The sequence below is a fragment of the Roseibium sp. genome, from assembly GCF_965229775.1.
Taxonomy (GTDB): domain Bacteria; phylum Pseudomonadota; class Alphaproteobacteria; order Rhizobiales; family Stappiaceae; genus Roseibium.
Window position 1 is genome coordinate 2,989,922 of the sequence record NZ_OZ245929.1, and the last position, 14,950, is coordinate 3,004,871.

The window sequence follows — 14,950 nt, forward strand, 5'->3', positions numbered from 1 at the left end:
GCCTGTCACTGGTCCTGCCGGCCACCCGGGGCCAGCGAGCGCTCGCCCCGCGCCGAGCCGGGCGCGGCGCAATGGGCCATGTGTCGCCGGGAACAGCGATCAGCCCGTCCGAAGCGGACACGCGCAGGGACCGGCCGCCCCCAGCCTTTCAAAACTCCAGCCGGACCCAACGGAAGTTTTATTGTGCAGTGCAAAAAAATATTGCAATGCAGCAAAAGATGCACTATGTAGGGTCTGCGGATGACGACAGGGTTCGCCGGCGACACGATCCGGCGAATGGAATTTGCACCAGTGATCGCATCCGGACATAAGGAGATGAGATCATGACAGAAGCAACCACGACTGCAAAAGCTGCTCCCAAGAGCCGCGCAACCAAAGCCAAGGCCGCTCCGGCTGCTGCACCGGCTTTCCCGGATTTCGAAGCGTTCGCCATGCCGAAAATGGAAGTTCCGGCTGCTTTCCGCGAAGCCACCGAAAAAGGCATCGAGAGCGCACGCGAAGCATATGCAAAGGTCAAGACCGCTGCTGAAGACGCGACCGATCTGATGGAAGACACGTTCGAAACCTCCCGCCAGGGCGTTGTCGAATTCAACCACAAGGCTGTCGACGCTGCGAAGACCAATGCGGATGCGACCTTCAACTTCATCAAGGACATCATGTCCGTGAAGACCCTTGCTGAAGCCATCGAGCTTCAGTCCACGTTCGCACGCCAGCAGTTCGACGCTCTGAGCGCGCAGACCAAGGAAATGCAGGAACTGGCCACCAAGCTCGGCACCGACGTTTCCGCTCCGGTCAAGGAAGCGATGGAAAAATCCTTCAAGGACATCAAGGTCAACTGATCGGGGTGCGCTGCACATCGGATGCGGCACGCTATTCGGCCCGGGGTCCTGCCCCGGGCTTTTGCTTTTCAACAACCCGGTTTTTCCGAAAATTCGCGCTTGCCTGCAATGGGAAACGGGTTTAGAAGACGCCCTTGCAAATGGCGTCCCGGGCGAGTATCGTCCGCGCCACTTCAAGACCTTTGCAGACGTAGCTCAGTTGGTTAGAGCGTCGGATTGTGGCTCCGAAGGTCGGTGGTTCGAATCCACTCGTCTGTACCATTCCCAAAAAACCTGTTTCATGTGTTTGCTTGGCGCCGGATCGGAACACCCCTCCGCCGAGGAGCTCGTAACTTGTGGCAAGACGACAGCCGCTGCCGGGTAATGCGCTGTCCTTTGCCCTGAATGTGGCCTTCCCGCATGAAGCTCCCATGCCGTTTAGGTCCTGAAGAGGTAACTGCTTCAGTATCCAAACGCGGCAAAATCTGAGTGGTAAATCTGCGCTACCTTAGTACGGGCTTCTTCGTTGTAGAACTTTGCCATTCTTTGCGCAGCGTTCGTAACCTTGCCCCGTTCCGACTGTTCCATTTCGTGCGGCGTCCTCATGTCCTGAATGCGGCTCTCGTGAACACCGATCTTGAGAAGGAACGCGCTCAGATCATTATGCAGATTCTCAAGTCGGGCAACGCAGTCGAAACGCTCGATCGGCTGGAACAACAGGTCGGTCTGTGGCCAGAAGTGACGGTCGTAGCGTGTTCCGCCTGCCAGCAGGAAATCAAGAAACTGGTGAAAGCCGGACACGGTCCTGTCCCCGTATCCAGGTACGCAAGCGAGTTCGCTGTATGCACCGCGTGCAACCTTATCCAGAAAAGCCGACAGCGTTCTGGAATATGGGTCTCTCGCGACGGTTAGAGAGTGATAACCAAGTGTCGCCCTCAGTTGCTTGATCGTCATCGTTCTGACGCAGGTAACTTGGGTCTTCATCTGCTCTGTCGTAGGTGACCTGGTGTAGTTGCAAACGTCGGACAGGAAACCCACAGTGCTTGTATTTCCGGATTTTTTGATCCTGTTGAAGCATAATTTTATTTCGGGAAACACGGCGACGCAGTCGGCATCGTAAAAGTTGCTGGTTCGTATGTGATCACCGAGCACGAAGCGCTTTGCATATGATTTCTTGAATTTTCTGGTGAATTTCAAAGGTTGACTCCAATTGAAGTGGAGTCGTTAGTTAGTAAAAAAGAAAATATTGCGCAATTTAACTTAACATAAATAAAGTTTTATTTTTAACATAACATAATATTAAAATTGTGAGTGGGATTTATTATTGAAAGTGACACTAAATATTTGATATCGAAGTGAGATTTACTACTTTTTTGTTTCGATTTTGAGTGCTTAAAAACCGAGACGCAGAATTTTTTGAATACACGATCATCCGAGAGCAATGTCGGGTCTTCGTGCCCACTGTCGCAGCAGCCTTGCCAGCGCAACGGAACCGGCGCGACGTTTTCAGCATGTGTGCAATGAAGTTCCGCGACGATAAAGCTCGTGGAGCCAGCCTGACCCCAATCCCCGCCTCACGCCTTCCGGAATGCGCGGAAGAACACCACGATGCCGAGGATGACGAGAAAGATACCGGTCGCCAGAATAAAGAGCGGGCCGGCGATGCCGAAATCGGCCTTGACCAGTTCGTATTTCTCGTTGCCCAGTTTCATCAGCGCCGAGGCGGCATACACGCAGACGATTGAAATGGCGATATTTGACAGTCTCATGGTCAGCGAACCCGTTTGTGTAAGAATAGGTTCTTTTAATAGCCAAGCGTTTATTTCAGCTTGGCATGCTCGTTAAAATTGCAGATATTGACAGTGGCGCCGCCTGTTGTCCTCATAGTTCAAGGAGGGCAGCGTCGTTAAAGGCCGTTCAGCGCGAAGCCCTCGTCGTCAATCGAGGAAAAGCCGCATGACTTCCGCACCGACCCTTTCCACCCGCCTGAAACGCCTGCCCGGACAGTTGCTGCTCGCCGTCATCAACGCGACGGCCCTTCTCGTCATTGTCGCGTGCGTGCTGGTCATCGTGGTGCTGAACCGCGTCGACCAGGCGAGCGAGCGGATTGCCGGAACGGTCACCGAGGCCGCGCTCTCAAAGCTGGAAATGACGCCGGCGGCGCTGAAGGAGCGATTGCGGTCGGTTGACGGAAGCGTTGCCGCGCTTGGTCGCCAGCTGGAAACGGCCGGTGCCCGCGATGATCGCGCCCTGACCGTGCGGGTTGCGGAATTGAACCGCACCTTGAGCGATCTGAAAGCGGCAGCGGACAGACTGGGCTCTGCCGGGCCGGACATAACGGAGGCGGCCTTCAGGCAGGCCGGCGAGACGCTCACCGAAACGCTCCTGTCGGTCCGGGGATGCAAGGCCGTGCAGACGGATGCGCCGCCGCAAGGCTGATGGTGAGGACAGTTCCGATTGCCGGAGCAAGGCTTATAGGTCCATCACTTAGCCCTGGAACACATCCGCCCATTCCGGATGTTTCTGTCGTTGCGCGTTCACGTAGGGACACAGGGGAACGATCCTGATCTGTTTCTCCCGCGCATCCGTGACAAGACGTTCCACCAGCGCCTTGCCGACACCCATGCCGCGCATGGCGTCGGGCACGCCCGTGTGGTCGGCAATGATCAGGTGATCGTTGACGATGGAATAGGTCAGCTCCGCGGGTTCCTCGATGCCGTCGATCAGCGCGACGTAACGCCCCTTGGCGCCCTGACGCTCATGGGTGATGGATGGAGAAGACGGTCCGGACATTCCTGCCTCCTGATACGAGCCCCCGCTCGCAACTGTTACGAATGCCTTCCCCGGTGCGGATCAGTTTGAAGCGCACAGGGAAGGACGGCTATCTGTGAAATCGATCGAGAAAGGTCAGGGAGGGGGCAGGCCCCCTCCCTGGCGCCTAGGCGGCTAGGTCAAAGAGCAGGAACTCCGCGGCCTCCTGCGCAGCCAGATTGATCGTGCCCGCATCGAGAAGACCGAGCCCGTCACCGGCGGCAAGCGCCTGGCCGTCGACGCTGATCTTTCCCTTGACGATTTGCAGCCAGACCTTCCTGCCGGGCTTGATGTCGAAGGCAACGCTCTTGTCTGCGGAAAGAAGCGACGCAAAGAGGTCCACATCCTGATGGATGACCACGGACCCGTCGCGCCCGTCGCGCGATCCGATCAGCCGGAGCGTGTCCTGGCGTTCGTTTTCCGCAAACGCCTTCTGCTCGTAGCTTGGCGTGAGACCGTCGGCCTCCGGCACGATCCAGATCTGCAGGAAGTGCACGGGTTCCGTGACCGAGTGGTTGTACTCGCTGTGGCGCACGCCGGTGCCCGCGCTCATGCGCTGAAGGTCGCCCGGACGGATCACCGAGCCGGTCCCGAGCGAATCCTTGTGTTCCAGGCCGCCGGAGACGACATAGGAGATGATCTCCATGTTCTGGTGCGGATGGGTCGGAAACCCGCCGGACGGCGCGACCCGGTCCTCGTTGATCACGCGCAGTGCGCCGAAGCCGATATGGTTCGGATCGAAATAGGAGCCGAACGAAAACGTGTGCTTGCTTTTCAGCCAGCCGAAATCGGCATCACCGCGGGCATCCGACGGACGTAAGATCTGGTTCATGTGTCAATCCTTTCCCAATCGTGGCACGGGCAAGCCGTGCGCTGTTGGGCCTAAGATCGTTATGAAAGCACGTTCTGACAATCGCCTGGAAATTTGACGATTAGTCATCGATTTTTGAACAATCCCTACTGAACGGATTTGGGCAGATCGGCCCGCAGGCGATTGTGTTCCGCAATGGCGCGGGACCGGTCGGTGTCCACGGTCACCGGTTTTCCGTTTGGGGCGAAGGCGGCCTTGAACGTGAAGGCGTCCGCCGTCGGTCCGTCATCACCGAGAAGTTCCAGGCGTTCGACGGCCTCGTCCCAGTCCGGCTGGTGGTCCTTGGGCACCCACCACAGGACATAGGGCGGATAGTCGGCGATGTCGCTCTGAAAAAGATGTCCAAGGCGCATGATCTCCGCGTGCGCGCCCTTGTAGACCGCGGCCAGCGCGGATTCCAGATCCTGCCAGAGAGAAATCGTAGACGGGGCCCAGCCGTCGCCATTGTCGGTCCAGTATTTCGGGAAAGCCTGTTCACCCCAGATGTCGGTGCCGGGTTCGTCCTCGTATCCGGCCCGTGCGATGAACCCGTCGGCCCGTTCCATCGCGGCCCAGATCACCGGTTCACTGCTGAAGAATTCGTCATTGACCGGATCGTCCGCACGCGTGCGGAATTGCGCGAATGTATATAGCGCGAGCCAGTGTTCTGACATGTCTCCTCCCGATCCCTCAGCGTTGCACACTGTCCGCAAACCGGGGGGACATCAAGCGCTTCTTTGAGGATCGGAACCATTTGTTGCCAGATCCGGCTGGCAAAACCGGTCCGGCTTGTCCTAAAAGCATCGGGTTGCATGCCGGTGATCCGGTTCATCGGCTTTTGAAAGGACGTAAAGTTGGAAGATCTCAGCCTCGTTTCGCTCGGCCTGCTGGCGGTCTCACTCCTGGCCACCGGTGTGGTGGCGGGTATCATCGCGGGATTGCTCGGCGTTGGCGGCGGGATCGTGATTGTTCCGGTTCTCTACTACATGTTCACCGCGCTGAAGATCGATCCATCCGTCCTGATGCATGTCGCGGTCGGAACATCGCTGGCGACAATCCTGGCAACGGGCGCGTCTTCCGCGCGCGCACACTATAATCGCGGCAGCGTGGACATGGATCTCCTCAAACGCTGGTGGTGGGCGATCGCGCTGGGTGTTCTGGCCGGTGCGACGCTTGCGGGCAACATCTCCGGCGGAGCCCTGACCCTGGTCTTTGGCATTGTCGCTCTTGCCGTATCGGCAAACATGATCTTTCGAAAAGAGGGATCGCATCTCGCCGAGAAACTGCCCGGATCGCCCTTCCGGGAGGTTCTCGGTTTCCTGATCGGCGGCATATCGGTGATGATGGGAATCGGTGGCGGAACCCTCGGCGTGCCGACGCTCACGCTGTTCAACTATCCGATCCGCAAGGCCGTTGGCACCGCGGCAGCGATCGGCCTGATCATCGCGGTCCCCGGAACCCTGCTGTCGATCTATTTCGGCTTTGATCTCGACGGCCGGCCACCCCTGTCGCTGGGTTACGTCAACCTGATCGGCTTTCTGCTGATCATACCGGCGTCGACGCTGACGGCGCCGCTTGGCGCAAGGATCGCCCATGCCATCGACCCGTCGAAGCTGAAGCTCGTATTCGCGCTGTTCCTCGGCTTCACGGGTCTGCGCATGATCTACGACGTTTTCTTCTAGGATACGGCCCAGGCACAAACGTCCGTGATACTTGGATCAAAAGCTTTCATTGGTCCGCAATCGAAATTCCCGCGATAGTGAGCATGCCTCATGCGGGCCTGTTCCAAACGCGTCTTGGTCGAAAATGCTTGAAAAAAATGTCACCCTCAGCCTGAAGGGCTGCGTGCAGGGCGCTCTCATGTGCGTGCCGGTCTTCCCCGGCATCATCGTGTTCGGTGCTGTCTTCGGCACCGTCGCGGCGCAAAAGGGTCTGACATTTCTCGAAACGCTCCTGATGAATTCGCTGGTTTATGCAGGCGCGAGCCAGTTCGTCGCGATGGAGATTTTCAAGGAACCCTTGGACCAGGGCACCCTGCTTGCCATGATCGGTGTCACCGCGGCCGTGAACATGCGCATGCTGCTGATCGGTGCGAGCCTCAGGCCCTGGCTCGGGCAGCTGCCCGGCCACCAGACCTACCCGGCCCTGTTTTTCCTGACCGACATCAACTGGCTGCTCACTCTGGCGCAATACGACAAGGGGGAGCGTGACTGGGGCATATACCTGGGCAGCGGCCTGACCGTCTGGTCGGTCTGGTCCCTGTCAGTGATCCCGGGCTATTTCGCAGGCAGTCTTATTTCCGATCCCAAAACCTTCGGACTGGACTTGGTTCTTCCGGCCTTTTTTGCAGCGCTGCTTGTGCCGCTGTGGAAGGGGAGGCGGCAAACCTGGAGCTGGGCGATCGCCGGCGGTGTTGCCTGGGTGACCTGGACGGTCTTCGGCGGGTACTGGGGCATCTTTACCGGCGCGTTCGCGGGGGCAATTGCGGGGGCTTATCTCGATGACTGAGGGCGCCTTTACCGCCGACACCATGATCCTGGTCGCCATTCTCGGCATGGCGATGGTGACCTACGCGCTGCGTGCCGGCGGATACTGGATCATGGGACGCGTCCACGTCACGCCGCGGATCCGGCGCGGGTTGGAAGCGCTGCCCGGCGCCATCATCGTCTCCACGATCCTGCCGATTATCCTGCAGGGCGGACTGGTCGTCGGTCTGTGCATCATCGTCGCTGTCGCTGCGCAGCTAAGGATGAAAAAGGAATATATCGCCGTCTTCTGCGCGGCCGCTGCCGCCGCTGCACTACGCGCCGGCGGAATGTAACCCTTCGGGTCCTAGTGCGGTGAATTTGAAGTTCGCATCATTGCTGCAGCAGTCTGCGAAGCGAACTTCAAATTCGTAAACCGCACTAGAAACATAGACTTGCTAGTCACCTTCTTGAATCTGAAGTTCGTTCGAAGCCCGCTGCAAAATGAGTCGAACTTCAGATTCAGGTGACTAGGGGAGCTCCTCGCGCGCATGTTCGGCGGTCCGCTCGGGGCTTTGGGACGCATCGATCTCTGCCCAGGTCATCGTGCCGATGTCGTAGCCGAGTTGCGTGTCGACGACGTCTGCGGTCGCGTCGGATGCATCGCCTGTGCGATGGGAGACCCGGTCCTTCAGCGTTTCGCCCGGCGCGGTCAGCCAGAGCCCGGTGAAACCCGCCTCGATGCTGCCTGCGATCCGCCTGATCTTGTCGCGCTCGCTCTCTGCTGCAAAAACCGCATCAAAGATCGCGGAGTGCCCGGCGGCAAGGACGCTCTGGATGGCATGGTCGATTTCTGCGTAGACCCGGTTTGACGCTTCCAGCGTGTAGGCGTCCCTGGGAGCAGCCTCGTCTTCCGGAATGTCGAGCAGCCGCTTGCGCATGACATCCGTCCGGAGAACCCGGGCGCCGGGCGCGCGTCCGATGTCCGGAGCCAACTCATAGGCAAGGGTCGTTTTACCGGTGCCCGAGAGCCCGCCGATCGCGACGAGTTCCGGCCGCGACGGTTCCAGAAACGACTGCGCAAAACCGAAATAGGTTTGCGCGAGGCTCTTCTGCAGATCGCTCTGCGCAGGGTCGCTTTGCGCAAGCGCCGCACTTGCCGCAATTTTCGAGCGGATCGCCGCCCGCATCATCAGGTAGAACGGCAGCGCGGCAAGTCCCTCGGCATGCGTGTCGAGCCGGCTCAGGTCCAGGTACCTGTTGAAGACGCGGTTCGCCGATCTGGATTGTCCGCGCTCCCAAAGATCCATGAGCAGGAAGGCAAGGTCGTAGAGCACGTCGCCCGTTGCGATCGCGTCTGAAAACTCGACCGCATCGAACAGCACCGGCTCGTCGTCGATCAGCACGATGTTGCGCAGGTGCGCGTCGCCGTGGCAGCGGCGGATCAGTCCCTTCTCGCCGCGCTTCAAGATGAGCTCGCGCAACGTGGCAAGCAGATGTTTCGACTGCTCCGTGAGGTGGCGCACCTCGTCGACCGGAAAAAGATCCGGATGTTCGTGAAAGGCTGCCTCGTTCTGGTCGACATAGCTCGCCAGTTCGTTGAAGAATCCGATGCCCGAACGTTCGGGCGCGGCCGCGTGCGCAGCCACCATCATCCGTGCCAGCTTGTCGGAAAGGTCATCGGGAAACCGCGTCTCGCCTGCGAGGATGTCAAGTTCCCCCCGGCGTTCGAAGCGGTTCATCACCACAACCCAGTCCACGGTTTCACCGGTCCCGCCAAGCGAAAGACGGCCATCCGCGGCCCGGGTCACCGGGACGGCTTCCCGGTAGATTTGCGGTGCGTTCGGCCGGTTGAAGGTGATTTCCGCCTTGCAGGCCGCTTCGCGCAGGGCGAGCGTCGAATAGTCGAGAAACGGGTACCGGACCGCGCGTTTCATCTTGTAGGCCCGGTCGCCGATCAGAAAAATCACGTTGGCATGGGTATCTATCCGTTCGAAGCCGGGCTGCTGCGCGGCGTCCGATCCGCTCTCCTCGAAGAAATGAAACACGCTGTTCTGCGATTGATCCATGGCCGTTCCTGTGATGACGCGTGCCGACTCTGCCCCATGCGATGGCCTTGCGGTTTGATTCTTCTCAATGTGCGCATGGGGGAATTGGCAAGAATGGGTGCACGTTCTTTACAGGAGGAATCGATGACTGACTATCCGGCGCTGAGAAAGATCAGGCTGAATCTCGCAAGGACCCGGGACTTTCCTCAAGGATCTGCAAGACACGGATACGAGTTCACGGCACCGCTTGACGAAACAGGTCACATCGACGCGACGCTTTGGAAAAAGGAACGCGATCACTGCCGTGTGCGCCGCTTCTGGGGTGCCGAGGAAGAGGAGATCGGTCATCTGATCCATCGCCCCGGCGGGTCCTGGGCCTTCCACTACGACATCGACGGCGATGATGACGACGAAGCCGGCTACCGCTTCGGTGCGCACGCTTTCAATCCCGGCGAATACGTCTCCATCAAGGACGAAGACGGCGACATGCACACGTTCCAGGTCGTCACGGTCTTGCCCGTCTGAACGGGCGAGGACCTGGCGGCCACCTGTTCCTTCGGGAAGCCTCCAACGCTGTGTGTCCTCGCGGCCGGGTGGAGAGTTTTTTCTCCCTACCACCGCTCCCTCAGTCGGTCATTGCAGGACTTGATCCTGCAATCCATGCCGATTGGTCTCCACGCGGGGAGCCCGTCGAGCGGCACCGTCACGGCATGGATGCCATGGTCAAGCCATGGCATGACGCGGGGGAGGTTGGCTGCCCCGGTCGCCACTCCCTCTGCCGGTCATTGCAGGGCCTGACCCTGCAATCCACGCCGAGTGCGCTCCATACGGGAAGCCTTTCACGTGGCACCGTCACGGCATGGATGCCATTGTCACGCCATGGCATGACTGGGCGAGAGGATTTTGCTTTTTTACTACTCCGTCTCCCTCAGTCGGTCATTGCAGGGGCTGACCCTGCAATCCAGCCGATTGCGCTCCATGCGGGAAGCCTGTCGAGCGGCACCGTCACGGCATGGATGCCATGGTCACGCCATGGCATGACTGAGTGAGAGGGTTTTGTTTTTGCTGCTTCCTCCACCGAACGTCATTGCAGGACTTGATCCTGCAATCCATGCCGATTGGTCTCCTCCGGGAACGGCTTATTGCTTGGCCCGTATCGGTATGGCTGCACAGTCGTTCTGACCATCGAGCCCTTCTGCTCGCAGTAAGTGCGTTTCTTGATAGTACAATCATTTTTTGTTGCAATAGGACCATGAGGCAGTACTGGGTCTACATATTGTCGAGCCGGAAGAACGGCACGCTGTACACGGGTGTCACAAATGATCTTCCGCGCAGGCTCTTCGAACATCAAAGCGGGCGTGGTTCCAGATTTGCCCGCCGCTATGGCGCTCTGCGTCTGGTCTGGTACGAGGAACATCCGGCCGCGGGTCAAGCAATTGCGCGCGAGAAAGCAATCAAGTCCTGGCCGAGGAAATGGAAAATCGACCTGATCGAATCCAACAATCCCGAATGGCACGATCTCAAGCGGTTTCTGAATTCTTGACAGCCCCGCTCAGCGTTGGTGGAGGTGGAACGGCATGGATGCCATGGTCGAGCCATGGCATGACGCCGGGTGGAGGGTTTTTCTCCCGGTCACCACGTCCTCTGTCGGTCATTGCAGGGCTTGACCCTGCAATCCATGCCGATTGCGCTCCATACGGGAAGCCTGTCGAGTGGCGTCGTCATGGCATGGATGCCATGGTCGAGCCATGGCATGACGCCGGGTGGAGGGTTTTTCTCCCGATCACCACGTCCTCAGTCGGTCATTGCAGGGCTTGACCCTGCAATCCATGCCGATTGCTCTCCACACAGGAAGCCTTTCGAACGGCACCGTCACGGCATGGATGCCATGGTCGCGCCATGGCATGACTGGGCGAGAGGATTTTGCTTTTTTACTACTCCGTCTCCCTCAGTCGGTCACTGCAGGGCCTGACCCTGCAATCCAGCCGATTGCGCTCCATGCGGGAAGCCTGTCGAGCGGCACCGTCACGGCATGGATGCCATGGTCGAGCCATGGCATGACCGGGTGGAGGGTTTTGCTTTTTACTGCTCAGTCTCTCAGTCGGTCATTGCAGGGCCTGACCCTGCAATCCATGCCGATTTGTCTCCTCACGGGAAGCCTGTCGAGCGGCGCCGTCATGGCATGGATGCCATGGTCAAGCCCACTGCTGTCCGGTTTGGGAAACACAATCGAGCTTACGTCGTTGAGAAAGCCATATATTTCCGTGCGGCGCCAAATTGGGATACGGAATTGTTTCCCCGATTTGTCGTCCCGGTTTGCCGCATATGCGGCACGACCGGGAACTAGTACTCCAAGTGGCTGGGTCTTGAAAAATAAAGAGAAACAGGTGGTTACTGGGTTCCGGCCTTCCGCTTCGCTTCAGCCGGAATGACAAGTTCCTTGTCTGCGGAGCTCCTCACGAGATCCAAGTCGGGTTAAACCGGACAGCAGTGGGTCAAGCCATGGCATGAGGCGGGGGAGGTTGGCTGCCCCGGCCATCTCTCTCCAGGGCGATCGATTCCAGGCCGTCGCAAAATATCAATCCGTTCTGGAATGAACCCATTTCAAATAAATCTGATTTCATGCTCTGACAGCACCCTCTTTGTTACGCTATAGAATGACCGGTGGAACTCGAAAGCATCAGGATGGGTGACATGGACCGGAGAACCGGCGGGGAATTGTTGGTTGGCGCGCTGGAACGGCACGGAGCCGAGCGGGTCTTTTGTGTTCCCGGCGAAAGCTATCTGGCCGTGCTGGACGCGCTGCATGATGCGTCCATCCCCGTGACCGTATGCCGGCAGGAAGGCGGGGCCGCGATGATGGCGGACGCCTACGGCAAACTGACCGGCAAACCCGGCATCTGCATGGTAACCCGCGGTCCGGGCGCAACCAACGCGTCGGCGGGCGTTCACATCGCCGCACAGGATTCCACGCCGATGATCCTGTTCATCGGCCAGATCGAACGGGGCATGCGGGAGCGCGAGGCGTTCCAGGAAATCGACTATCGCCAGATGTTCGGCGGTATCGCGAAATGGGTCGCCGAGATCGATCAGGCCGACAGGGTGCCCGAAATGCTCTCGCGGGCGTTTCACGTGGCGACCTCGGGCCGGCCCGGCCCCGTTGTGCTCGCGCTTCCCGAAGACATGCTCGTCGAAACGGCAGCGGTCGCGCAACCGCCCGCGTGGGAGCAGGTGGAAACCTATCCGGGACTGACGCAGATGGCGGACCTGCAGAAGCGCCTCTGGGCCGCCGAGCGCCCGATTGCCATTCTGGGCGGAAGCCGTTGGTCGGAAGACGCCGTCGCCGCCTTCACGCGTTTCTCGGAGCGGTTCGAGCTTCCGGTGGCATGTTCCTTCCGGCGCCAGATGCTGTTCGACAACCTCCACCCGAATTACGCGGGTGACGTCGGCATCGGGATCAATCCGAAACTGCTCGCCAGGATCAGGAACGCGGATCTCGTACTTCTGGCAGGGGGCCGGCTTTCCGAAATGCCGAGCCAGTCCTACAGCCTTCTGGGCATTCCATCCCCGGAACAGACGCTGGTGCATGTCCATGCGGACGCAGAGGAACTCGGACGCGTCTACCGGGCCGATCTTGCCATCAACGCCAGTCCAACCGCCTTCTGCAAGGCAGCCGAAGGCTTGCAGCCGCCGAACGAGATCGGCTGGGCGGGCGCCGCGGAAGATGCGCATCAGGATTATCTGGACTGGTCCGGTGCACGTCCCGAGATCCCCGGGAGTTTGCAGATGTCGGCTGTCATGGACTGGCTGGAGAAAAACCTGCCGGAAGATGCGGTCTGCACCAACGGGGCGGGAAACTACGCGACCTGGCTGCACCGTTTTCACCGCTTTCGCCGGTACGGCACGCAGGCGGCGCCGACATCGGGCTCCATGGGCTACGGACTGCCGGCCGCGGTTGCCGCCAAGCTGATGTTTCCGGAGAGGGAAGTGGTGTGTTTTGCCGGCGACGGCTGTCTTCAGATGACGATGCAGGAATTCGGAACCGCCTGCCAGAACGGCGCCAACATCATCGTACTCGCCATCGACAACGGCATGTACGGCACGATCCGGATGCACCAGGAAAAGACCTATCCCGGCCGCCCGTCGGCAACACGGCTGGTCAATCCTGACTTCGCAGCTTTGGCAAGGAGCTACGGTGCGTTTGGTGCGCGCGTGGAGAAGGCGGAGGACTTCGGCCCCGCCTTTGCGGCGGCACGCGCATCCGGCAAACCGGCCATCCTGCATCTGATGCTCGATCCCGAGGCGATCACCCCCGCGGCGACGCTGAGCCAGCTGCGCAGCGCAGCCGAAGCAAATCGCTGACGGGACTTGCGCTCAGATCTCGGCGGCTTCCTCTTCCGGGGCGTCGGTTCGGAGCTTGCTCTCGTCGATGCTGATCGCGACGACGAAGCCGACGATCGCAACGGCGAGGCCGAACCAGAAGGCTGCATGGAGACCTGTGGCGAAGGAGTCGCGCACCGCGTTCACGATTGCATCTGCTTCATTGCCCGAAAAGCGCCCCGTGATCGCCTTGACGGCCGGGTCTTCCAGCGTCCCGGCGGCCAGCACGCGTACGTCTCCCGCCGCCAGGGTAACGCTGGCCGCAGAGGTGACCGCTTCGACCTTCCGGACTGCCGCGATGAACATCATCGCCGTTGCGCAGGCGATGCCGATCGCGCCGAGCCCCAGATGGAACATGAAGGAAAGACCGCCGGCAAGCCCGGCGCCCTTGGCGCCGACCGCGTTGACCGCCGCCGTTCCCGCCGGTCCGAAGACCAGCCCGCCCCCGAGCCCGACAACGAGCATCACCGGAATGAGTGCCAGGTAGCCCCAGGACGTCTGCAGGAGCAGCATCAGGATACAGCCGAGAATGAGACAGGCATTGCCGGCTGCCATCAGCTTTCGCGGTCCGATCGCATTGTAGTAGTTGCCGACCAAAAGGTTCATCGTTGCAAGCACCACGGCCAACGGCAGCATGCCCATCGAGCTCCAGAAAATCGACCAGCCGAGCACCTTCTGCATGTATTGCGGCAGGTAGAGCAGGCACAGGAACAGAACGACGGCCGGCAGGCCGTTGAGGGCAAGCGTTCGCACGAACTGGTGATTGCGCATCATCGACAGCGGGATCATGGGATCCTTGACGCGCTGCTCGACAAGGGGGAAGGCGACGAAAAACACGATGGAACCGCCCAGGAGCAACAGCGTGGGAACCGATAGCCAGCCGTTGTCGGCGCCCGTATCCAGGGCGAACAGCAGGCAGAAGACCGCGACCGCAAGCACCGCCATGCCGGTCACGTCGACGGCCTCGTTGGTTGCATGGTCCTTTTCGCGATCGATGAAACGAAAGATCAGCGCGGCCGCGATGACCGCGAAGATGGCGTTGAAGACGAAGAAGCCGCGCCAGTCCCCCAGTGCGGAGAGCGATCCGGCGATGAACGGCGCCAGCACGTTTCCGGCTGCGACCGTCCCCATGAGGATGCCCATGGCCTTGCCGCGTTCGTCTTCCTCTACCGAAGTGGCCGCCAGGGCAAGGATACAGGGCCAGATCAGGGCCGACCCGACGCCCTGGGCCGCGCGCGCGAAGATCAGCGTGTTGACATCCGGCGCGAGAATGCAGCCGAGAGAGGCAAGGAAGAAGATGCCGAGGCCGATGAGAACATAGCGGCGGTGTCCGAGCAGGTCTCCAAGGCGCCCGCCTGCGACCAGCCCCATGGATAGCGTGAGGGCATAGGCGTTCAGGACCCATTGCGTCGTCGTGATGTCGACCGAGTATTCCTGTTCGATCGGGGTCACCAGAAGCATGGCTCCGGTAAAGTCCGTGCCGATCATGAAGGAGGGTATCGAAACCGCTCCCAGGATCCGCTTTGCCTTGCTGTCCATATAGATCCCCCTTCCAGCAGCGCCGCGCGCTCCCAGACT

The 14,950-nt window shown here is 59.9% G+C and carries 15 protein-coding genes and 1 tRNA gene; 9 read left to right on the top strand and 7 right to left on the bottom strand.

Annotation, left to right across the window (positions count from 1 at the left end):
* Positions 1–323: 323 nt before the first annotated feature.
* Together ACO07N_RS13545 and ACO07N_RS13550 are read left to right on the top strand one after the other, a co-directional pair.
* The gene (locus tag ACO07N_RS13545) at positions 324–839 is read left to right on the top strand and encodes a phasin (RefSeq protein ID WP_421981522.1); all 516 of its coding nucleotides are present in this window, start codon (positions 324–326) and stop codon (positions 837–839) included.
* A 184-nt stretch (positions 840–1,023) separates the two neighbouring features.
* Positions 1,024–1,100, top strand: a tRNA-His gene (locus ACO07N_RS13550).
* A gap of 180 nt (positions 1,101–1,280) precedes the next feature.
* Here the strand turns inward: ACO07N_RS13550 and ACO07N_RS13555 are convergent.
* Both ACO07N_RS13555 and ACO07N_RS13560 read right to left on the bottom strand, forming a co-directional pair.
* Positions 1,281–2,015, bottom strand: coding sequence for a sulfotransferase family protein (locus tag ACO07N_RS13555; RefSeq protein WP_421981523.1), 735 nt, complete (start codon positions 2,013–2,015; stop codon positions 1,281–1,283).
* Positions 2,016–2,392: 377 nt separating this feature from the next.
* A complete protein-coding gene (locus tag ACO07N_RS13560; RefSeq protein WP_421981524.1) occupies positions 2,393–2,587 on the bottom strand; it encodes a hypothetical protein in 195 nt (64 codons plus the stop codon).
* Positions 2,588–2,774: 187 nt separating this feature from the next.
* Here ACO07N_RS13560 and ACO07N_RS13565 point away from each other — a divergent pair, with 187 nt between their 5' ends.
* Positions 2,775–3,257: a hypothetical protein gene (locus ACO07N_RS13565; protein WP_421981525.1), complete on the top strand. Its 483-nt coding sequence runs from the start codon at positions 2,775–2,777 to the stop codon at positions 3,255–3,257.
* A gap of 48 nt (positions 3,258–3,305) precedes the next feature.
* On the opposite strand, the gene ACO07N_RS13570 is transcribed toward ACO07N_RS13565, so the two are convergent.
* The 3 genes from ACO07N_RS13570 to ACO07N_RS13580 all read right to left on the bottom strand — a co-directional run bounded on the left by ACO07N_RS13570 (position 3,306) and on the right by ACO07N_RS13580 (position 5,153).
* Positions 3,306–3,611, bottom strand: a complete 306-nt coding sequence (locus ACO07N_RS13570; protein WP_421981526.1) for a GNAT family N-acetyltransferase — start codon at positions 3,609–3,611, stop codon at positions 3,306–3,308.
* A gap of 145 nt (positions 3,612–3,756) precedes the next feature.
* The gene (locus ACO07N_RS13575) at positions 3,757–4,461 is read right to left on the bottom strand and encodes a pirin family protein (RefSeq protein ID WP_421981527.1); all 705 of its coding nucleotides are present in this window, start codon (positions 4,459–4,461) and stop codon (positions 3,757–3,759) included.
* Positions 4,462–4,586: 125 nt separating this feature from the next.
* The gene (locus ACO07N_RS13580; RefSeq protein WP_421981528.1) at positions 4,587–5,153 is read right to left on the bottom strand and encodes a DUF3291 domain-containing protein; all 567 of its coding nucleotides are present in this window, start codon (positions 5,151–5,153) and stop codon (positions 4,587–4,589) included.
* Positions 5,154–5,333: 180 nt separating this feature from the next.
* On the opposite strand from ACO07N_RS13580, the gene ACO07N_RS13585 reads away from it, so the two are divergent.
* From ACO07N_RS13585 to ACO07N_RS13595, 3 genes are all read left to right on the top strand, one after another.
* Positions 5,334–6,161, top strand: a complete 828-nt coding sequence (locus ACO07N_RS13585; protein ID WP_421981529.1) for a sulfite exporter TauE/SafE family protein — start codon at positions 5,334–5,336, stop codon at positions 6,159–6,161.
* A gap of 124 nt (positions 6,162–6,285) precedes the next feature.
* Positions 6,286–6,987 carry an AzlC family ABC transporter permease gene (locus ACO07N_RS13590; protein ID WP_421981530.1) on the top strand — a complete coding sequence of 234 codons (702 nt, stop codon included), beginning with the start codon at positions 6,286–6,288 and terminating at the stop codon, positions 6,985–6,987.
* A complete protein-coding gene (locus tag ACO07N_RS13595) occupies positions 6,980–7,300 on the top strand; it encodes an AzlD family protein (protein ID WP_421981531.1) in 321 nt (106 codons plus the stop codon). The genes ACO07N_RS13590 and ACO07N_RS13595 overlap by 8 nt, the downstream gene beginning before the upstream one ends.
* 174 nt (positions 7,301–7,474) lie before the next feature.
* Here the strand turns inward: ACO07N_RS13595 and ACO07N_RS13600 are convergent, their stop codons facing one another.
* Complete coding sequence (locus ACO07N_RS13600) at positions 7,475–9,013, bottom strand: AAA family ATPase (RefSeq protein WP_421981532.1); 1,539 nt, start codon at positions 9,011–9,013, stop codon at positions 7,475–7,477.
* Between the two features lie 123 nt (positions 9,014–9,136).
* Between ACO07N_RS13600 and ACO07N_RS13605 the strand changes: the two genes are divergently transcribed.
* The 3 genes from ACO07N_RS13605 to ACO07N_RS13615 all read left to right on the top strand — a co-directional run bounded on the left by ACO07N_RS13605 (position 9,137) and on the right by ACO07N_RS13615 (position 13,354).
* Positions 9,137–9,517 (top strand): hypothetical protein, encoded by a 381-nt coding sequence (locus tag ACO07N_RS13605; protein WP_421981533.1) that lies wholly within the window; start codon positions 9,137–9,139, stop codon positions 9,515–9,517.
* A 727-nt stretch (positions 9,518–10,244) separates the two neighbouring features.
* Positions 10,245–10,535 (top strand): GIY-YIG nuclease family protein, encoded by a 291-nt coding sequence (locus ACO07N_RS13610; protein ID WP_421981534.1) that lies wholly within the window; start codon positions 10,245–10,247, stop codon positions 10,533–10,535.
* A 1,151-nt stretch (positions 10,536–11,686) separates the two neighbouring features.
* Positions 11,687–13,354: a thiamine pyrophosphate-binding protein gene (locus ACO07N_RS13615; RefSeq protein ID WP_421981535.1), complete on the top strand. Its 1,668-nt coding sequence runs from the start codon at positions 11,687–11,689 to the stop codon at positions 13,352–13,354.
* 12 nt (positions 13,355–13,366) lie between these two features.
* On the opposite strand, the gene ACO07N_RS13620 is transcribed toward ACO07N_RS13615, so the two are convergent.
* On the bottom strand, positions 13,367–14,911 hold the full coding sequence (locus tag ACO07N_RS13620; RefSeq protein ID WP_421981536.1) for an MFS transporter: 1,545 nt from the start codon (positions 14,909–14,911) through the stop codon (positions 13,367–13,369).
* Positions 14,912–14,950: the final 39 nt, after the last annotated feature.